The sequence below is a fragment of the Mycobacteroides chelonae genome, assembly GCF_016767715.1.
Lineage (GTDB): Bacteria > Actinomycetota > Actinomycetes > Mycobacteriales > Mycobacteriaceae > Mycobacterium > Mycobacterium gwanakae.
Genome location: NZ_CP050145.1, coordinates 3415925 through 3433960, shown reverse-complemented (window position 1 = coordinate 3433960; position 18036 = coordinate 3415925). Strand labels below are relative to the sequence as shown.

Annotated in this window: 18 protein-coding genes; 11 read left to right on the top strand and 7 right to left on the bottom strand. The window is 65.1% G+C overall.

Features of this window, described 5'->3' with window-relative positions:
* Positions 1 to 32: 32 nt before the first annotated feature.
* The 7 genes from HBA99_RS16935 to mnmA all read left to right on the top strand — a co-directional run bounded on the left by HBA99_RS16935 (position 33) and on the right by mnmA (position 6958).
* Positions 33 to 989, top strand: coding sequence for an electron transfer flavoprotein subunit alpha/FixB family protein (locus HBA99_RS16935; RefSeq protein ID WP_057968170.1), 957 nt, complete (start codon positions 33 to 35; stop codon positions 987 to 989).
* Between the two features lie 8 nt (positions 990 to 997).
* Positions 998 to 1768, top strand: a complete 771-nt coding sequence (locus HBA99_RS16930) for a hypothetical protein (RefSeq protein WP_131727286.1) — start codon at positions 998 to 1000, stop codon at positions 1766 to 1768.
* A gap of 114 nt (positions 1769 to 1882) precedes the next feature.
* A complete protein-coding gene (locus HBA99_RS16925) occupies positions 1883 to 2626 on the top strand; it encodes an SDR family oxidoreductase (RefSeq protein ID WP_057968172.1) in 744 nt (247 codons plus the stop codon).
* 277 nt (positions 2627 to 2903) lie between these two features.
* On the top strand, positions 2904 to 3776 hold the full coding sequence (locus HBA99_RS16920) for a GNAT family N-acetyltransferase (protein WP_046254288.1): 873 nt from the start codon (positions 2904 to 2906) through the stop codon (positions 3774 to 3776).
* A gap of 2 nt (positions 3777 to 3778) precedes the next feature.
* Positions 3779 to 4633, top strand: coding sequence for a lysophospholipid acyltransferase family protein (locus tag HBA99_RS16915; protein ID WP_030094151.1), 855 nt, complete (start codon positions 3779 to 3781; stop codon positions 4631 to 4633).
* A gap of 46 nt (positions 4634 to 4679) precedes the next feature.
* On the top strand, positions 4680 to 5891 hold the full coding sequence (locus HBA99_RS16910; RefSeq protein ID WP_070952207.1) for a cysteine desulfurase family protein: 1212 nt from the start codon (positions 4680 to 4682) through the stop codon (positions 5889 to 5891).
* Positions 5888 to 6958, top strand: a complete 1071-nt coding sequence (gene mnmA / locus HBA99_RS16905; RefSeq protein ID WP_070952208.1) for a tRNA 2-thiouridine(34) synthase MnmA — start codon at positions 5888 to 5890, stop codon at positions 6956 to 6958. Before HBA99_RS16910 ends, mnmA begins: the two co-directional genes overlap by 4 nt.
* Here mnmA and HBA99_RS16900 read toward each other — a convergent pair.
* A complete protein-coding gene (locus tag HBA99_RS16900; protein WP_064409245.1) occupies positions 6955 to 7815 on the bottom strand; it encodes an SGNH/GDSL hydrolase family protein in 861 nt (286 codons plus the stop codon). The two genes, mnmA and HBA99_RS16900, sit on opposite strands and share 4 nt — an antisense overlap.
* Positions 7816 to 7907: 92 nt before the next feature.
* Positions 7908 to 8894 carry an acyl-ACP desaturase gene (locus tag HBA99_RS16895; protein WP_057963737.1) on the bottom strand — a complete coding sequence of 329 codons (987 nt, stop codon included), beginning with the start codon at positions 8892 to 8894 and terminating at the stop codon, positions 7908 to 7910.
* Positions 8895 to 9127: 233 nt separating this feature from the next.
* On the opposite strand from HBA99_RS16895, the gene HBA99_RS16890 reads away from it, so the two are divergent.
* The 3 genes from HBA99_RS16890 to bluB are packed head-to-tail and all read left to right on the top strand — an operon-like array spanning position 9128 to position 12220.
* Positions 9128 to 10576: an NCS2 family permease gene (locus tag HBA99_RS16890; RefSeq protein ID WP_070952209.1), complete on the top strand. Its 1449-nt coding sequence runs from the start codon at positions 9128 to 9130 to the stop codon at positions 10574 to 10576.
* Between the two features lie 16 nt (positions 10577 to 10592).
* On the top strand, positions 10593 to 11597 hold the full coding sequence (locus HBA99_RS16885; RefSeq protein ID WP_070952469.1) for a uroporphyrinogen decarboxylase/cobalamine-independent methonine synthase family protein: 1005 nt from the start codon (positions 10593 to 10595) through the stop codon (positions 11595 to 11597).
* Positions 11597 to 12220, top strand: coding sequence for a 5,6-dimethylbenzimidazole synthase (gene bluB / locus HBA99_RS16880; protein ID WP_030094144.1), 624 nt, complete (start codon positions 11597 to 11599; stop codon positions 12218 to 12220). The genes HBA99_RS16885 and bluB overlap by 1 nt, the downstream gene beginning before the upstream one ends.
* Here the strand turns inward: bluB and HBA99_RS16875 are convergent.
* The 5 genes from HBA99_RS16875 to HBA99_RS16855 all read right to left on the bottom strand — a co-directional run bounded on the left by HBA99_RS16875 (position 12217) and on the right by HBA99_RS16855 (position 15923).
* Complete coding sequence (locus HBA99_RS16875; RefSeq protein WP_030094143.1) at positions 12217 to 13038, bottom strand: crotonase/enoyl-CoA hydratase family protein; 822 nt, start codon at positions 13036 to 13038, stop codon at positions 12217 to 12219. The genes bluB and HBA99_RS16875 overlap by 4 nt on opposite strands.
* An 18-nt stretch (positions 13039 to 13056) precedes the next feature.
* On the bottom strand, positions 13057 to 13737 hold the full coding sequence (locus HBA99_RS16870; RefSeq protein ID WP_057966953.1) for an Rv1815 family serine proteinase: 681 nt from the start codon (positions 13735 to 13737) through the stop codon (positions 13057 to 13059).
* A gap of 5 nt (positions 13738 to 13742) precedes the next feature.
* The gene (locus HBA99_RS16865; protein WP_070952210.1) at positions 13743 to 14600 is read right to left on the bottom strand and encodes an Rv1815 family serine proteinase; all 858 of its coding nucleotides are present in this window, start codon (positions 14598 to 14600) and stop codon (positions 13743 to 13745) included.
* 92 nt (positions 14601 to 14692) lie between these two features.
* On the bottom strand, positions 14693 to 15409 hold the full coding sequence (locus tag HBA99_RS16860; protein ID WP_371258750.1) for an Rv1815 family serine proteinase: 717 nt from the start codon (positions 15407 to 15409) through the stop codon (positions 14693 to 14695).
* A 106-nt stretch (positions 15410 to 15515) separates the two neighbouring features.
* Complete coding sequence (locus tag HBA99_RS16855) at positions 15516 to 15923, bottom strand: MmcQ/YjbR family DNA-binding protein (protein WP_070952211.1); 408 nt, start codon at positions 15921 to 15923, stop codon at positions 15516 to 15518.
* A 52-nt stretch (positions 15924 to 15975) separates the two neighbouring features.
* On the opposite strand from HBA99_RS16855, the gene ligA reads away from it, so the two are divergent.
* Positions 15976 to 18030 carry an NAD-dependent DNA ligase LigA gene (gene ligA / locus HBA99_RS16850; protein ID WP_070952212.1) on the top strand — a complete coding sequence of 685 codons (2055 nt, stop codon included), beginning with the start codon at positions 15976 to 15978 and terminating at the stop codon, positions 18028 to 18030.
* The last annotated feature ends 6 nt before the right edge of the window (positions 18031 to 18036 follow it).

Genomic DNA, 18036 nt, shown 5'->3' with positions numbered 1-18036 from the left:
CTCCCTAAATACAGAAACGAGAAAGCAAAGTTATGGCTGAAGTACTTGTGCTCGTTGAGCATTCAGAGGGTGCGCTCAAGAAGGTAAGCGCCGAACTCATCACCGCCGCCCGCGTTCTGGGCGAGCCCTCGGCCGTGGTGGCCGGTCCGGCAGGTACCGCCGCGCCGCTGATCGACGGTCTCAAGGAGGCCGGCGCCGCCAAGATCTACGTCGCCGAGTCCGACGTCGTCGACAACTACCTGGTGACCCCCAAGGTCGACTTGCTGGCGAGCCTGGCCGAGACCGCCAGCCCCGCAGGCATCCTGATCGCCGCGACCACCGAGGGCAAGGAGGTGGCCGGACGCCTGGCCGCACGCCTGGGCTCGGGCCTGCTGACCGATGTCATCGAGGTGCGTGAGGGCGGCAAGGCTCTGCACTCGATCTTCGGTGGCGCGTTCTCCGTCGAGGCTCAGGCCAACGGCGACGCCCCGGTCATCACCGTGCGTCCGGGTGCCGTCGAGGCCGCGCCGGCCGCCGGTGCGGGCGAGCAGGTTGCCGTTGAGGTGCCCGCGCCCGCCGAGAACGCCACCAAGGTGACCTCGCGTCAGCCGGTGGTCGGTGGAGACCGTCCGGAGCTCACTGAGGCCAACATCGTCGTGTCCGGCGGTCGTGGTGTCGGTAGCGCCGAGAAGTTCAGCGTCGTCGAGGAGCTCGCCGATTCTCTGGGTGCCGCTGTCGGTGCCTCGCGTGCCGCGGTGGACTCCGGGTACTACCCGGGTCAGTTCCAGGTGGGTCAGACCGGTAAGACCGTGTCGCCGCAGCTGTACGTCGCGCTGGGTATCTCCGGCGCCATCCAGCACCGCGCTGGCATGCAGACCTCGAAGACCATCGTCGCGGTGAACAAGGACGAAGAAGCACCGATCTTCGAGATCGCCGACTTCGGTGTGGTGGGTGACCTGTTCAACGTCGCACCGCAGCTCACTGAGGCCGTGAAGGCTCGCAAGGGCTAAATAACCCCATGGAGCCCTGGAGCCGCCACGCTGGCGACATCCAACCTCAGGGGGCGGCTGACGGTATGCCACTGGACTATCCAGAGCCTCGACCACCGAGTCGAGCGCCCTGGGTAGTCCTTTCGGCGTTTCTGGGCACGGTTGTGCTGGGGTTGGTGATTGGCATCGTCTCCGTCGGGTCTCAGCGCAACATCGTGGGTTTTGCCGTCATGGCCCCGGGAGAGTCCCCGATGACGCGGACGCCGGTGCCTCCCGCGCCGACCTCCGGGGTGATCCCGCCTCCCAACGGGTCCACGGGGCCACTCGGGGGCGCGACGTACGGGCCGGGCGAGAAACTCCAGCCCATCTCGATGCCCTCGTACATAGCGTTCGACTTCAACCTGCCCAAGGGGTGGGGGTGTCTGCACACCGAGAACAAACCGCTGGACAAGCGCATCACGTGCATGGACGAGGCCAACGTTGGTGGAGCGGCGGGCTGGATCGGTTCCAGTCGGTGCGCCGACGGATGCGTGAAGGCGGCCCAGGACAAGGTGCGTGCGAAACTACCGGTCGATGCTCAAGCCTGGAAGCCGATCGACGATGTCACGTCTTATGCCCGGATGACAGGAGCCCTCGGAAACGGCATGCGCGTGGTCCGGATCGCGATGACATGCGCCTTTGCCTCGACCTCCGGCGGATCCCGCGACACATTGGCGGTGGCCATGCTCACCGGTCCACCCGAGACCGAGGACACCCTGCAGAAGATCGCGAACGAACTACGTTCGCGAGTTCCGGCCTAGTGCTCGCCGCGCCGTCAGCGCTGGGGCCGAGACAGCAGATTAAATGGCGGAACGTTTCCCAATCCGGCGCCGAGCTGCGACTGTTGTATGCGAGACGAGAAAGGTAATCGCACAATGAAAATCACGGTTGTTGGTGCCACCGGTCAAATCGGTTCGCGGGTGGTTTCTTTGCTCATCGCCGACGGTCATGAAGTGGTGGCGGCGTCGCTATCCGCTGGCGCGAATGTGTTGACGGGCGACGGTTTGGTGGACGCGCTCACTGGATCGAATGTGGTTGTCGACGTTGTCAATTCTCCGTCTTTCGAGGACGGGCCGGTGATGGATTTCTTCACTGCCGCGGCGCGCAATCTCGTTGATGCGGCGAACCAGACCGGTGTCGGTCATTACGTCACACTCTCCATTGTCGGTGCGGATGGTCTGCCGGACAGTGGGTACATGAGGGCGAAAGTGGCGCAGGAAAACATCATCATCGAATCCGGACTGCCGTACACGATCGTGCGGGCCACTCAGTTCCAGGAGTTCGCAGAGTCCATCACCGACACACTGGTCGTCGGCGACGAGGTTCGTGTGCCCGACGCCCGTATTCAGCTGATCGCCGCAGACGATGTGTCCGCACAGGTGGCCCAGGCCGCGGAGGCCGAGCCGCGCAACGGCATCATCAATATCGGTGGACCGGAGAAGATTTCGTTCGCCGAGATGGCGCAGGCAGTGCTTGACGCGCGTGGTGACGACAAACCGGTGGTGGTCGACCCGAGTGCTACCTATTTCGGGACGCCTGTGGATGACTTCAGTCTGGTCACCGGCGATGACGGGGTGCTGGTGCGGACGAGATTCGCCGACTGGATCGCCCGCCGGTAATCGCGCTGCGCCGCCGCACCGACTCCCGCCGCGGTTCGTTGTCACCATGAAGCGCAAACCCGGTGAGTGATGTTGGTGCTGGTCGATGGGGAAGGAACTGCTCCCGTGCGGCGGGGAGCGAGTGTCCGCGTAGCGTCTGTTAGCTCCCTGTTTGCCTTAGGGATTCACTGGCGCAAGCACGCATTTGGTGTACTGAACGCCGCAATTAACGGATCGTGCATGGACACGACACGCTTCCGATGCCGTTCCGCCGCATAACTCGGCGAATCTCGCAGTCATGAGTACCGCTTCAGTTCTCATCGCCGCAGATCAATCCATCTCAGACGTAGCGGAGGGTGCCGGAGGTGCCCTACCGGGTCCTCGGTACACCCTGCTGCTGTCGAACGATCCCGCCGATATCGATGCCGTACAACGGCTTCGATACGACGTGTTTAGCAGCGAGCCCGGATTCCAGCTCGCGAGCACCCCGGCAGCGTTCGAGGGACGCGACGCCGACCGTTTCGACGAGCACTGCGATCACCTGCTGGTGCGTGAGGACACCTCGGGTGACGTGGTGGGCTGCTACCGGATGCTGCCCCCGCCCGGCGCCATTGCCGCCGGAGGGCTTTACAGCGCAACGGAATTCGATATCAGTGGGCTCGATGCGTTGCGACCCCAGCTGGTGGAGATGGGACGCGCCGTGGTTCGGGGCGATCACCGCAACGGCGCGGTTGTGCTGCTGATGTGGGCCGGAATTCTGGCCTACCTGGACCGTTGCGACTACACCTACGTCACCGGATGCATCTCGGTTCCCATGCAGGACAACCCCGAACACGCACCCGGCAGCCAGGTGCGTGCCGTGCGCGACTTCGTGATGAAGCGGCACGCCGCCGCGCCGGAACACACGGTGCGCCCCTACAACCCGGTCGTTGTCGACGGGATGGGGCTCGACGACATCAAGCCGCCCGCCAAAGTGCAGGTTCCCGCGTTGATGCGTGGATATCTGCGGCTCGGCGCGAAGGTCCTCGGAGAACCCGCCCACGATCCCGACTTCGGTGTGGCCGACTTCATGGCATTGCTCAACAAGGACGAAGCCGATGTCCGTTATCTCAAACGGCTGAGGTCCGTTGGTGCGGCGTCGGAAATCGGCGCGGCGGCCGGCCAGGAGTAACGATGGCACCCGAATTCGCTCACGCCTGGCTGCCGAAGGCAACCTGTGACGACAGCTGCATGCGGGCCAACACCATCGACGAACCAGGGCGGCTCACGCGGACCCTGCGAACCACGACGCGCATCGCGATGGCGATCACGTTGCTCACCTTTGCGCCGCTGCTGGGAATACCACTTCCCGGGCGGGTGCGCTGGCAGCGCGGATACTGCCGGTTGATGCTGCGCTGCCTGGGCGTCCGCATTTCCGTATCCGGCGGTCCGATCCGCGATATCCGGGGTTCCCTGGTGGTCGCGGGCCATGTGTCCTGGGTCGATGTCTTCGCCATCGGCGCCGTGCTCCCGGGCTCGTTCGTGGCCCGGGCAGATCTGATTGATTGGCCCGGTTTAGGCGTCATCGCCCGGATGATGCGGGTCATCCCGATCGAGCGAGGAAACCTGCGCACCCTGCCGCGGGTGGTTGACACCGTCGCGACCCGTCTTCAGGCCGGTCAGACCGTGGTGGCGTTCCCCGAGGGCACCACCTGGTGCGGTCGCGCGTACGGATCGTTCCGCCCCGCGATGTTCCAGGCCGCCATCGACGCGCAGCGGCCGGTGCAGCCGTTGCGGCTGACGTATCACTACCCCGGTGGCGAGCTGTCGACCGTTCCGGCTTATGTGGGCGAAGACACCCTGATGGCCTCCATTCGCCGCCTCACGGCGACACGGATGACAGTGGCGCATATCCAGGTGGCGGGGCTGCAATTGCCCGGTGAGAGCCGTCGTGATCTGGCCAGTCGCTGCGAGGCGGCCGTTCGTGCCGGTGACCGAACCCCGCAGCTCCACAGCCACCCGGAGCACCCGGAACCGATCGCAGCCTGACGCGATTGGACGAGCCCACCTGGGTGGGACCTATCCTGGATGCGTTATGTCTGCTGCTCGAACCCCAGCTGAAGGTGCGGTCTACCTGGACCATGCCGCAACCACCCCGATGCGCCCCGCCGCCATCGAGGCGATGGCGGCCACCATGGCCCAGACCGGGAACGCCGCCTCGCTGCACGGGTCCGGGCGTGATGCCCGGCGCCGGGTCGAGGAATCGCGGGAGTCGATCGCCGCGGCCCTGGGCGCCCGACCGTCCGAGGTGATCTTCACCGCCGGCGGTACCGAAAGCGACAATCTCGCCATCAAGGGCATCTACTGGGCACGTCGCGATGCCGATGCGCGACGAACTCGCGTCATCGCCGGCGCCGTCGAGCATCATGCGGTCCTCGATGCGGTGCAGTGGCTCGCCGACCACGAGGGAGCTGACGTGACGTGGCTGCCGGTGGATGATGCCGGCACCGTCACGGCCGCGGCACTGCGCGCGGCCCTCGCCGACCACGACGACGTCGCACTCATCACGGTGATGTGGGCCAACAACGAGGTCGGCACCATCAACCCCATTTGCGAGTTGGCTTCCATCGCTGCCGAGTTCGATATTCCGATGCACAGCGATGCCATCGGTGCGGTCGGCCAGCTCGATATCGATTTCGCCCTCAGCGGACTGTCGGCAATGAGTGTGGCCGCACACAAGTTCGGCGGCCCGATGGGGGTCGGTGCACTGCTCCTGCGGCGTGAAACCGCTTGTGTTCCATTGCTTCACGGTGGTGGCCACGAACGTGACATCCGTTCGGGCACGCCCGACACGGCGGCGATCGTGGCTATGTCGACCGCGCTTGTCGAGGCCGTCTCCGAACGGTGTGAGGGTTCCGCGACACTGAAAAAGCTTCGGGACGAGCTGATCGATCAGGTGCTGACCCAGATCGAGGGTTCCGTGCTCAACGGTGCTGTCGGAAACGGCAGATTGCCCGGGAACGCGCATTTCACCTTTGCCGGATGCGAGGGCGATTCGCTGCTGATGTTGCTGGACGCCAACGGCATCGAGTGTTCCACCGGCTCGGCGTGCACGGCGGGCGTCGCGCGGCCCTCGCATGTGCTCATCGAGATGGGTATCGACCCCGAAGCCGCGCGTGGATCGCTGCGATTCAGCTTCGGCCACACCTCCGCGGCCTCGGATGTGGCCCGTGCTGTCGAGGCGCTGCAGGTCGCTGTTCCGCGCGCCCGGGCCGCTGCCCTGGCCAGCGCCGGAGGCCGGTCATGAGGGTGCTGGCCGCCATGAGCGGGGGAGTGGACTCCTCGGTTGCGGCTGCGCGCATGGTGGATGCCGGACACGATGTTGTCGGTGTGCACCTGGCGCTGTCGGCGGCACCCGGCACACTGCGCACCGGATCGCGGGGATGCTGCTCGAAAGAGGATGCCGCCGATGCCCGCCGCGTTGCCGACATGCTCGAAATCCCCTTCTACGTATGGGATTTCGCCGATCGATTCAAAGAGGACGTCATCGACGACTTCGTCGAGGCCTACGCCGAGGGGCGCACTCCCAATCCGTGTGTGAAGTGCAACGAGAAGATCAAGTTCGCGGCGCTGGCCGACCGCGCCATCGCGCTGGGCTTCGATGCCGTGGCCACCGGTCACTACGCGCGGTTGCAGGACGGCAGGCTGCGCCGTGCGGTCGACGCGGACAAGGACCAGTCCTATGTGCTCGGGGTGCTCACACCGCAGCAGCTGAGCCGCGCGCTGTTCCCCGTGGGCGATAGTCCCAAGCCCGATATCCGCGCCGAGGCCGAGCAGCGCGGACTGCTTGTTGCGAACAAGCCGGACAGCCATGACATCTGCTTCATTCCTTCCGGAGACACCCAGGCTTTCCTCGGTGCGCGCATCGGCGTGCGTCGCGGGAATGTGGTGGACGCCGACGGCAGCGTGTTGGCCACCCATGCGGGGGTACACGAGTTCACCATCGGGCAGCGCAAGGGGCTCGGGCTGGTAGGCCCTGCCGCCGACGGCCGTCCCCGATACGTCACATCGATCGATGCCGACACGGCCACCGTTCGAGTGGGAACCGTTGAGGATCTCGAGATTTGGGAATTCGGGGGAGAGCCGGTGGTGTGGACCTCGGGGCAGGTGCCCGCCGGGCCCATCGAGTGCCAGGTTCAGGTTCGGGCGCACGGTTCGGTGGTCGACGCGGTTGTCGAACCGGGAGCCGAGCGTATTCATGTCCGGCTGCGTACCGCCCTGCGCGGTGTGGCGCCCGGGCAGACGGTGGTGCTGTACCGGCCGGACGCCGAGGGTGACGAGGTGCTCGGCAGCGCGATCATCACGCGCGGCTAGGTTCCCTGAATTCCCGCTGAACGCATGGCGATCGCGATGCGTTCGGCGACATACTGCCGTCCCGGTGCGGTCGGGTGCATCGGAATTCCCTCATCGCCTACGCCGGTGCCCGTCATCGACACGTAGCGCTGGAAATCGGATGCGCACACGCTGTGGTCGCTACTGGTCGCCGGGATGACAGGGGTGAACCCCGCCTTCGAGGATTCGGACACGATCGTGTCGTTGAGCTGACGTTGCAGACCATTGAGGAAGGTGATGGTCTCTTGCGTGTTGATCAGGCCGACCAGACATCCCTTGGCGTCCGGCGGAAGGATGGGCAGGTAGCCCACCGTGAACACGCGCGCGTTCGGGGCCGCCTGACGGATGGCGGCGTACGCGCCCGTGAGTTTCGGGCCCACCGAGGCGACGTTGGCGCTGAATTGCGCCTTCTTCTCCGGCGGGCAGCTCAGCGCGAACAGGCAGTCGGTGGCGATCTGCTCGAATCCGGCGTCGTTGCCGCCAATGGAGACGATCGCGACCTTGGTGGCCGGGGACAGCCCCGTGTTCTGCGGGCCGCGTGTGGAGGGTGTGTAGACGTCGGTGGAGAGCGCGCCGACACAGGAGTAGTCGGCGAATGTCATCTGCGGGAATGACGTGGCGACCAGATGCGCGACATTGTCGGTCGCCTGGTTGCAGGCGGTGCCGACCGGGCCGGTGATACCGGCGGCGTTAGAACCCGCCGCCATGAACGAATCTCCGATCGCGACCAACTGGGCGCCCGCCACGGGTTCGGCCGACGCGATCGCAGGGCCGGTGACAGTCGCCGCGAACATCGTGGCGATGCCGAACACCGTCGACAGCGTCTTGACCGCGCGCATGTATCCCTCTCATCCCCGTCGGCCGGCAGACGGCCCCGTCCAATCGTACTGAACGGGATATCGCCGTTTGCCCATGTCGACGTTACCGAGGGTTACACCTTGGCGGCCATCCGCTCGGCGCGCCTTGCCTGACGCTCCAGGTACTTGGTCTTGACTTCTTCGAAATCGCTGGCGGTCTTCTTGAGGCCGGTGATGATGCGGTGCAGGTCTTCGCGGTACCACTCGCCCTCGCCGTTGATGTCGTCACGCTCGAAGATGCGCCACTTGCGCAGCACCGGCTGGACGACCTCGGCAAGGTGTGACTGCGGGTCGTACACGCCGCCGGTGGCGATGGTGACCGCGTTACGGCGGAAGCCGGGGATCGTGTAGCCGGGCATCGTGAAGTTGTCGAGAACCTTGTGAATCGATTTCACCGCCTGGTTGGGTGCGATCTCGAGACCGGCCTCGACCATGTTGCGGTAGAAGATCATGTGCAGGTTCTCGTCATTGGAGATGTGTTTGAGGAGTTCCTGCGCGATGGGTTCGGCACAGGCGACGCCGGTGTTGCGGTGCGAAACACGGGTGGCCAGCTCCTGAAATGACACATAGGCCACCGAGTCGAACAGGCTGTCGGCGAACATGTGGTCGCCGCCCTGGCGGTTCTGCCCGGGGGAGAACCCGCGGGTCATCTGCTCGACACGCAGCTTCTCCAGTTCCACCGGATCGACGGACCGCGTGACGACGAGATAGTCACGAATCGCGATGCTGTGACGCTGTTCTTCTGCCGTCCACCGGTTTACCCAGGTGCCCCACGGTCCGTCCATGGTGAAGTTCATGGCGATCTCGCGGTGATATGCGGGCAGGTTGTCCTCGGTGAGCAGGTTGGTGATCATGGCAACCTTGGCGAGCTCGGAGAGTTTGCATTGCTCGGGATCCCAGTCCTGCCCGCCCAATGCCTTGTAGTTCTTGCCCTCGGACCACGGGATGTAGTCGTGCGGGTTCCACTCTTTGAACACGCCGAGGTGGCGATGAGTGTTTTCCTCCACCACGGGTTCGAGTTCGTGGAGGAGCTCGAGGTCGGTGTATTCCTTCTGCGGCACGGTGCGTCCTCGGATTCGGTCGAGTTATCTGTGTCTGAAAGTGACACTTATATTCGACCGGATGGCCGCGCACCGTCCTAGTGACGAAGGTCCTCTACCTGGGGTTGGAAAGTCCCTCCTCCCACTGGTTCCCGAACCGGACGCCGAGTGCGGCCCGACGCGGAAATCGCCGCGAAATCCCGCGTTCGATTGCGGCGGGCGACCGGCAACCGGGACCTGTACTTTCAACGGCTATGAATGGCCTAGTCGACCGGTTCTTCCGGATCTCCGAGCGGCAGTCGACGCTGGGGCGGGAAGTTCGCGGTGGGATCGTCACCTTTTTCGCGATGGCGTACATCGTGGTGCTCAACCCGCTCATCATCGGTGGTGAGCCGGGACGCGCGCACAACGCTGACGTGCTGGGCCATGTGCTGCCGGTGGGTCAGGTGGCGGCGGTGACGGCCCTGGCCGCCGGGGTGATGTCCATACTGTTCGGGTTCATCGCCAACTACCCGTTCGCGCTTGCCGCGGGGCTGGGCATCAACAGTCTGCTCGCCGTGTCCTTTGCGTCGCAGATGAGCTGGCCCGAGGCCATGGGTTTGGTGATTGTCGACGGCCTGGTCATTGTGGCGCTGGGTATCTCAGGTTTCCGCACCGCGGTGTTCCATGCCATTCCCGATGAGCTGAAGGCGGCGATCGCCGCCGGAATCGGATGCTTCATCGCATTCATCGGCTTCGTTGACGCCGGGTTTGTGCGACGCACCCCCGACGCGGCGAACACCACCGTGCCGGTTGGTTTGGGAATCGACAACTCGGTGGCCACCGTCCCGACCCTGATCTTCGCCGCCGGCGTGCTGTTGATGGGAATTCTGGTGGTGCGCAAGGTTCGTGGCGGACTGCTCATCGGCATCGTCGTGATGACGGGGATCTCGATGCTCGCGCAGGCGCTGACCGAGCGCGGTGCGCAGCCCGCCGATACCAAGGGATGGAACCTCACCGTGCCCGCGTGGCCGTCCTCGGCGGGTGGCATGCCGGACCTGAGTCTACTCGGTCAGGTGGACATGTTCGGCGCATTCACCCGGGTGGGTGTGCTGTCGGCGACGGTGCTGGTGTTCGCGCTGGTGCTCTCGAACTTCTTCGACGCGATGGGAACCATGACCGGTCTGGGTAAGGAGGCCGCTCTGACCGACGAGCACGGCACCCTGCCGGGAATCGGACGCGCGTTATCGGTGGAGGGTGTTGGTGCGGTCGTTGGAGGCGTCTCCTCCTCGTCCTCGAACACCGTGTTCGTGGAGTCTGCCTCCGGTATTGCCGAGGGCGCCCGGACCGGGCTGGCCAATGTGGTGACCGGTCTGCTGTTCCTGGCGGCGATGTTCTTCACCCCGCTGTATTCGGTGGTGCCGCTGGAGGCTGCGGCGCCGGCCCTGGTGGTGGTGGGCGCCATGATGATCGGCCAGCTGCGCAGCATCGACCTCACCCGCTTTGAGTACGCGTTGCCCTGTTTTCTGACCGTGGTGACCATGCCGTTTACCTATTCGATCGCCAATGGCATCGGTGTGGGGTTCATCAGCTGGGTGGTGCTGGCCGTCGTGTCAGGGGAGCGCGGGGCCCGGCTTCGGGCCGTGCATCCGCTGCTGTACGTGGTGGCGGGATTGTTCGTCGTCTACTTCGCCAAGGGTCCGATCGAATCGATCATCACCTAACGTTCTCGGGGTGAACATGTGGGCGAAGGGAACTGGCCTCGGCTCGTGGCCGGGGTTACAGGTGCGAGCCGCGACGGAGATTGTGGTGGCCGAGCTACCGCTGCCTCACCTCGTGGAGCTGCCCGCGCGCGGTGTGGGCGCCGATCTGATCGGCCGGGCCGCGGCACTGCTGGTCGATATCGCCCTCGACGTCTCACCTACCGGTTACCGGACGACCGCCCGGCCCGGCGTGGTGGTCCGGCGCGCGCGCGGATTCCTGGACGAGGACATGGACGCACTCGAAGAGGAGTGGGAGCGTGGCGGGCATCGGGGGAGCGAACGCGCGGTGAAGGTGCAGGGTCCGGGGCCGGTGACGCTCGCCGCACAATTAGAACTCGCCAACGGCCATCGCGCGATCACCGACCCCGGAGCGGTGCGAGACCTGGCGGCATCTCTGGCGGAAGGGCTTTCGCAGCATCAAGCCACGCTTTCTCGTCGACTTGGTGTTCCCGTACTGGTACAGGTCGACGAACCCTCTCTGCCCGCCGCACTGGACGGCAGACTGTCGGGAACCAGCATGTTCTCGCCGGTGCATCCCGTCGACACGGCGACGGCGACGGCTCTGTTGGGCCAGTGCGCTGCCGCGGTGGGTGGTGAACTGGTGGTGCATTGCTGTGCGGCCGACCCCCCGTGGGAGCTCTTGCGGGGCGCCGATATTCGTGGGGTCGCGGTGGATGCCGCGTACGTGGCGGATGCGCAGGCACTCGATGGGCTGGCTTCGGTGCTGGATACGGGCAAGGTGGCGCTACTCGGTGTGATTCCCTCCCTTTCGCCGACCGTGCCCGTCTCATCGGACGTGCTGGCGGCCAGTACCGCGGCGCTCGCCGACAAACTGGGCTTTGGGCGCGCGGTGCTGCGGGATCGCATCGGCATCAGTGCCGGATGTGGGCTTGCCGGAGCCGATCTCCCATGGGCGCGCAGGGCAACCGAATTGACGCGGAAGGTCAGCGATCTGATCGATGCCGACCCGGACGCGCTGTGATGGACGTCTACCAGGCCATCGCTACCCGCCGGGACGTACGCGCGGAGTTCACCGGAGAGGTCATCGACGATACGACGTTGCTGAAGCTGCTGCAGGCTGCACATCGCGCGCCCAGCGTGGGGAACAGCCAGCCATGGGATTTCGTGGTGGTGCGCGAGGTGGAGGTTCTGGAGAACTTCGCGGCCCATGTTGCCGAGCAGCGTGAGCGATTCGCGGACAGCCTCCCCTCGGAGCGGCGAAAGACCTTCGATCCCATCAAGATTGAGGGAATCTGCGAAAGCGGTACCGGGGTGGTGGTCACCTATGATCACGGCCGTGGTGGTCCGCATGTCTTGGGGCGGCACACCATTGCCGATGCGGGCCTGTTTTCGGCGGTGCTCGCGATCCAGAACCTGTGGCTCGCCGCGGTCACCGAAGGTATCGGCGTCGGCTGGGTGTCGTTCTATGAAGAACAGTTCCTGGCCGAATTAATCGGCGCGCCAACGCACATCAGACCGATCGCCTGGTTGTGCGTCGGGCCGGTGTGTGAGTTCGCCGAGCGGCCCGATCTGGAACGATTCGGCTGGCGCAGCGGGCGTCCGTTGGATGACGCCGTGCACTGGGGCCGGTACCGGGAGACTTAGCGTCCCTTGAAGTCGGGTTCCCGCTTCTCGAAGACCGCACCGATGGCTTCCTGCAAGTCCTCCGACGGCAGGAAGGCGGCGTTCCAGGTCGACACGTACTTGAGGCCGTCGGCAACCACACTTTCGCGCTCGCGGCCCAGCACGTCCTTGACGCCCTGCACCACCAGCGGGGGGTTGGCCGCGATCTCGGCAGCGGTGGCATGCGCGGCCGCCAGCGTTGCCTCGGGGGTGTCGAACACATCGTTGACGAGACCGATCTTCTCGGCCCGAGCGGCATCGATGTCCTTGCCGGTGAACGCCAGTTCACGCAGGTGGCCATCACCGATGATCGGTGGAAGACGATGCAGCGAGCCAATATCGGCGACAATCGCGACCTTGGCCTCGCGCACACTGAACTTCGCCTCGGCACTTGCATACCGGATATCGGCGGCCGCGATGAGGTCGACGCCGCCACCGATGCACCAGCCCTGCACCGCGGCGATCACGGGCTTGCGGCAGGCCGCGACGGCGGTCACCGAGGCCTGCAGCCTCCGTATCTCGTCGAGGAACTCGGTGCGCGGCTTGGCCAGCGCCTTATCGGCCAGCAGCGGCATGAAGGTGCCCGCCATCGCGGCCAGGTCCAGCCCGTAACTGAAATGGGAGCCGGCGGCCGCGAGCACGATTGCCCGTATCTCCGGGTCGGCGTCGAGTTCGGTGAAGATCAGCGGCAGTTCCCGCCAGAAATCGGGTCCCATCGCATTACCCTTGCCGGGCCCGATGAGGGTGACCTGGGCGATATGCCCCGTGGTCTCGACGGTGAAGGCTTTCCAGTCGCTCATGTGCGTGAGCCTACGGGTTCAGGCGGGCAGCAGACCCTTGCGGTCCTCGCGGAGCTGCTTGATCACCGACTGCCAGGACATTGCCCAGGACTGCACGTCGTCTCCGGACTGGCTTGTCATGAAACCGCGAATGATGCCGACGAGCACGGTGCGGTCGCCAACATGGGTGTACACCGGGCCTCCCGAATCGCCCTTGGCGATCACCGGACCGTTAAACCTGAACCAGCCGTTGCCAAGTCGGGTTACCGATCCACACGCATCGCCTGTGGTGAAGCCGGTGCGGCAGACCGGCATACCAATATCGGGAGTAACCGTGTCATCGCGTTCGAGCCGTTGACCGTTGGCCATGACATCGTTGACGGGCAATCCGTCATCGATCGAGATCGCTTCGTAGTCGATGGTGTATTCGTTCTCGTAGACCGGGCCCTCAGGGGGACGGTTGTCGTGGGCGAGGATCTTGTGTCCTATCGCCGCGAAGTCCCCATTGCGAACGATCCCGTCGCCGTTGACGCAGTGCCCGGCCGTGATGCCCACCCGAAGCCCGGGATCGACGAACCCGAGCGTGCAGCTCAGCGAGCCCTGATAGATGAGCATGCCGGGATACACCAGCGGCGGGTCAGCATGAGCCGACGCGGGGTTGGCTACGGGAAGCGCGCACAACACAGCGACGATGGTCGTTATCCAGAAAAACGGGCGCATGAGGGCTAGGGGACAACCATTCTCGCGGGACCGGACGGGCGGTCATCGGAGGGCGCGGGAGGCAGGACCATCGGCGGCGCCTGCGGATTGGGCGGTGCCTGCGGATTGATGGCCACGGGGCTCGCGATCTCGGGGCGGCTCGCGGCCGCCGCAATGTCATTTCGGATCTGCTGTTGCACCGTGGGCCAGGACAACGCCACGGTGGACTCCCGGCGGGTCTGATTGGCGGTGAAGCGCGCGCTCACGATGCCCACGATGGCGGCGTTGCCGGGAGAGGTGACGGTGTACACGGCACTACCGGAGTCGCCGTGGTCGGCGGGCAGGCCGTCGACGAGGAACCAGCCATTACCGAAACCGGCGATGGCGCCGCACGCCTCGCCGGTGGTGATTCCCACCCGGCACACCGCCAGGCCATCGCGGGGAACGACCGCCGGGTCGACCCCGAGCCGCAGTCCGTTGGGCAGCACGTTGTTAATCGGCACGCCCTCGTCGAAGGCGATGCCCTCGTAGTCGATTCGGTAGTCGTCGCGGGACAACGGTCCTTCGGGCTTGATGTTGGACTGGGCCACGGCGAGCTGACCGATGCGCACGCCGTCGCTAGTGAACACCGGTCCATTGCCGCCACAGTGACCCGCGGTGACGCCCACGCGCGCAGCAGGATCCACGAAGCCAAGGGTGCAGCTCAGTGATTCCTTACCGGGTGGGCGCTGGATGATCTCCATGCCTGGATAAATCAGCGGGTCCGCATGTGCGGCAGCCGGGTTCGCGAGGCCAAGGCCGCACAACACGATGACGGCCGCGGCCCACACCGGGAACCGTCCCCGCGGTTCGGTCCGTCGACCGTTGTCGCCGACACTGGTCACGCCGTAGCTCTCTGTCTGCCACGTTCACCGTCAATAAAGCCCCGACCAGTGTTAGGAGAGCACGCGGCACGACTCTCCGTGTCGCTACGAGCCTATGCGAACGTGGCGTCCTCTGGTGCAGGAAGCGTGGTGGGAGCAGGTGAATGCCCAGGTGGTGGGGGAGCGTCGGGTGCTTTTTCCAGGTCTTCTCGTAGTTGATTGACGACGGTCGACCAGGAAATCGCGGTGGTTTGCACCACACCGGTCTCGACGCTGCGGGTAGTTCCGCGGGCGATTCCGACAATGGCGCCGTGTCCCGGTGAGGTGATTGCGTACACCGGGCTGCCCGAGTCGCCGTGATCGGCGGGTAACCCGTCGATCTCGAACCAGCCGTTGTTGACCGTGGTGACGGTGCCGCAGGACTCACCGGTGGTGACGCCGTTACGGCAGACCGGCAGCCCGGTGTGCGGCTGGATCCCGCTGCCGCGCTCAAGCCGAATCCCGTTGGGCAGTATGTCGTTGATCGCTACGTCATTGCGGAATTTGATGGCCTCGTAGTCGATTACGTACTTGGTGCCGTCGATCCGGTCGCCGTCACGCAGATTGGAACCGGCGATGACGAGGACGCCGATCACATTGCCGGCCGAGTCGTACACCGGGCCATCGGTATCCATGGCGCAATGACCCGCGGTGAGGCCGAAACGCGCGTCGGGATCCACGAACCCGAGCGTGCAGCTCTGAGTCCCCTGGATGATCTCCATCCCGGGAAACACCAGGGGGCCATCCGCCAGGGCCGAAGGGGCCAACGTCACCGCGGCCAACGCAGCCATGCCGAGGCCGCCGCACAATCTGCTAGCAACAGACAATTCGTACCCCAGCCTGTCTCTCCGAGTAATAGGCAAAGCTTTGAAACACAGTGTAGGGATAGGTAAGGGATCAGTCGCGCTGATCGAGCAACTTGATCAGCCGCTTGGTGGCGATCAGTCGGTAGGAAGCATCGAGCAGCTCGGCGACCTCATCCCAGTCCACATCGGCGGTGCTGAAGTCGAGCCCCAGCCAGCCGTAGGGCCCCATGTACGCCGGGTAGTAGAAGCGCTCGTCCTGGAGGAGTGCGGGGCGCTCGGAATCATCCACCTTGACCAGCACGGAATACGGGTAGGCGATCATCTCGCCCTTGGCGTCTCCCCTGGCATCACCGCCGAACATCGCGAAGATCTTGCCCGCTTTGAAGACGGGCCGGCCCCAGGAGATCTGTTCGGCAGCCTCGGGTAGGGCGAGTGCCAGCTGGCGAAGTTCTGCCAGGCCGGGATCGTCCTCGGTGAACATGATGGGATGCGTGCCCATGGGCCCATCGTAGGGTTCGGGGACTGTCGGGCGGGTGGGTTAGCCTGCCGATGTGGATCCTGACGTGCAGCGCCAGTGGCGTGAGCTTGCCGACGAGGTGCGTGGGCACCAGTTCCGCTACTACGTCAAGGATGCCCCGGTCGTCTCCGACGGCGAGTTCGATCGCCTCTTGAAGGAGCTCGAGGCGCTGGAAGCGCAGTATCCCGAGTTGCAGACCCCGGACTCACCCACGCAGTTGGTGGGTGGAGCAGGGTTTGTCACCGAATTCGGATCGGCTGACCACCTGGAGCGAATGCTCAGTCTGGACAACGCATTCAGTTCAGAGGAGTTGACGGCCTGGGATGCCCGCGTGCGCGGCGATATCGGGGAAGAACCGGAATACCTGTGCGAGCTGAAGATCGACGGGGTCGCACTTTCGTTGGTGTATGAGAACGGCGTGCTGGTGCGCGGCGCGACGCGCGGAGATGGCCGCAGCGGCGAGGATGTCACCCTGAACGCCAGGACCATCGAGGATGTACCGGAAAGGCTCACGGCCTCAAAGGAATACCCGATACCCGTACTCCTGGAGGTACGTGGCGAGGTCTTCTTCCGGCTGGAGGATTTCGAGGCGTTGAATGCCTCGCTGGTGGAGGAGAGTAAGCCGCCGTTCGCCAATCCGCGCAACAGTGCCGCGGGCAGTCTGCGGCAGAAGAACCCGGCCATCACGGCCAGGCGGCGGCTGCGGATGATCTGCCACGGGCTTGGCCGCGCCGAGGGCTTCGCTCCGGAGAGCCTGCACGAGGCTTATTTGGCGTTGGGGCAGTGGGGTTTACCCGTCTCTACCCACACCACCAAGGTGCGGGGCATCGCGCAGGTTCAGGAACGCGTCAACCATTGGGCCGAGCATCGCCACGATGTGGAACACGAGATCGACGGTCTTGTCGTGAAGGTCGACACGGTGGCGCTGCAACGCCGCCTGGGCAGCACCTCGCGCGCACCGCGCTGGGCCATCGCCTACAAGTACCCGCCCGAGGAGGCGACCACCGAACTGCTCGACATCCGGGTGAGCGTGGGCCGAACGGGGCGGGTTACCCCCTTCGCCTACATGACCCCCGTCAAGGTGGCCGGATCCACGGTGTCGTTGGCGACCCTGCACAACGCATCCGAGGTCAAACGCAAGGGCGTGTTGATCGGCGACACGGTGGTGATCCGTAAGGCCGGGGACGTCATCCCGGAAGTTCTGGGTCCGGTTGCCGATCTGCGGAACGGGTCCGAACGCGAATTCGTCATGCCCACAACCTGTCCCGAATGCGGCACTGTACTGGCTCACGAGAAGGAGGGCGACGCCGATATTCGCTGCCCGAATTCGCGAAGCTGCCCGGCCCAGCTGCGTGAGCGGGTATTCCACGTGGCAGGGCGTGGTGCCTTCGATATCGAGGCACTCGGTTATGAGGCGGCCATTGCCCTGCTTTCGGCAGGGGTCATCGAGGATGAGGGAGATCTGTTCAGCCTCACAGCCGAGGACCTGCTGCGCACCGACCTGTTCAAGACCAAGAATGGGTCATTGTCCGCCAACGGAAGTCGGCTGCTGGAGAACCTGGACAAGGCGAAACAGCAACAGCTGTGGCGTGTCTTGGTGGCGCTGTCGATCCGCCACGTCGGTCCGACGGCGGCGCGCGCGCTGGCCACCGAGTTCGGCGAATTGGAAGCCATCGAGGGAGCCTCTGTCGAACAGCTGGCCGCCGTCGAGGGTGTGGGTGCCACGATCGCCGCGGCGGTGGTGGATTGGTTCACCGTCGACTGGCATCGCGCCATCGTCGACAAATGGCGCGCCGCGGGTGTTCGGATGGCCGATGAACGTGATGAGTCGATACCGCGCAATCTCGAAGGCTTGTCGATCGTCGTAACCGGTTCACTTCCAGGGTTTTCGCGTGATGAGGCGAAGGAGGCCATCATCGCCCGGGGCGGCAAGTCCGCGAGTTCGGTGTCCAAGAAGACGGCGTTCGTCGTCGTCGGTGATGCGCCGGGATCCAAGTACGACAAGGCCGTTGAGCTGGGCGTGACAATCCTCGACGAGGACGGCTTCCGGGCGTTGCTGGCCGACGGGCCTCCCGCCGACTCAGCGTGAAACTGC

Bases quoted from the DNA above. Each gene is read 5' to 3' on its own strand.
- HBA99_RS16935 (WP_057968170.1), top strand. From the start codon at position 33: ATGGCTGAAGTACTTGTGCTCGTTGAGCATTCAGAGGGTGCGCTCAAG.
- HBA99_RS16930 (WP_131727286.1), top strand. From the start codon at position 998: ATGGAGCCCTGGAGCCGCCACGCTGGCGACATCCAACCTCAGGGGGCG.
- HBA99_RS16925 (WP_057968172.1), top strand. From the start codon at position 1,883: ATGAAAATCACGGTTGTTGGTGCCACCGGTCAAATCGGTTCGCGGGTG.
- HBA99_RS16920 (WP_046254288.1), top strand. From the start codon at position 2,904: ATGAGTACCGCTTCAGTTCTCATCGCCGCAGATCAATCCATCTCAGAC.
- HBA99_RS16915 (WP_030094151.1), top strand. From the start codon at position 3,779: ATGGCACCCGAATTCGCTCACGCCTGGCTGCCGAAGGCAACCTGTGAC.
- HBA99_RS16910 (WP_070952207.1), top strand. From the start codon at position 4,680: ATGTCTGCTGCTCGAACCCCAGCTGAAGGTGCGGTCTACCTGGACCAT.
- mnmA (WP_070952208.1), top strand. From the start codon at position 5,888: ATGAGGGTGCTGGCCGCCATGAGCGGGGGAGTGGACTCCTCGGTTGCG.
- HBA99_RS16900 (WP_064409245.1), bottom strand. From the start codon at position 7,815: ATGCGCGCGGTCAAGACGCTGTCGACGGTGTTCGGCATCGCCACGATG.
- HBA99_RS16890 (WP_070952209.1), top strand. From the start codon at position 9,128: ATGAATGGCCTAGTCGACCGGTTCTTCCGGATCTCCGAGCGGCAGTCG.
- HBA99_RS16885 (WP_070952469.1), top strand. From the start codon at position 10,593: ATGTGGGCGAAGGGAACTGGCCTCGGCTCGTGGCCGGGGTTACAGGTG.
- bluB (WP_030094144.1), top strand. From the start codon at position 11,597: ATGGACGTCTACCAGGCCATCGCTACCCGCCGGGACGTACGCGCGGAG.
- HBA99_RS16875 (WP_030094143.1), bottom strand. From the start codon at position 13,038: ATGAGCGACTGGAAAGCCTTCACCGTCGAGACCACGGGGCATATCGCC.
- HBA99_RS16870 (WP_057966953.1), bottom strand. From the start codon at position 13,737: ATGCGCCCGTTTTTCTGGATAACGACCATCGTCGCTGTGTTGTGCGCG.
- HBA99_RS16860 (WP_371258750.1), bottom strand. From the start codon at position 15,409: ATGGCTGCGTTGGCCGCGGTGACGTTGGCCCCTTCGGCCCTGGCGGAT.
- HBA99_RS16855 (WP_070952211.1), bottom strand. From the start codon at position 15,923: ATGGGCACGCATCCCATCATGTTCACCGAGGACGATCCCGGCCTGGCA.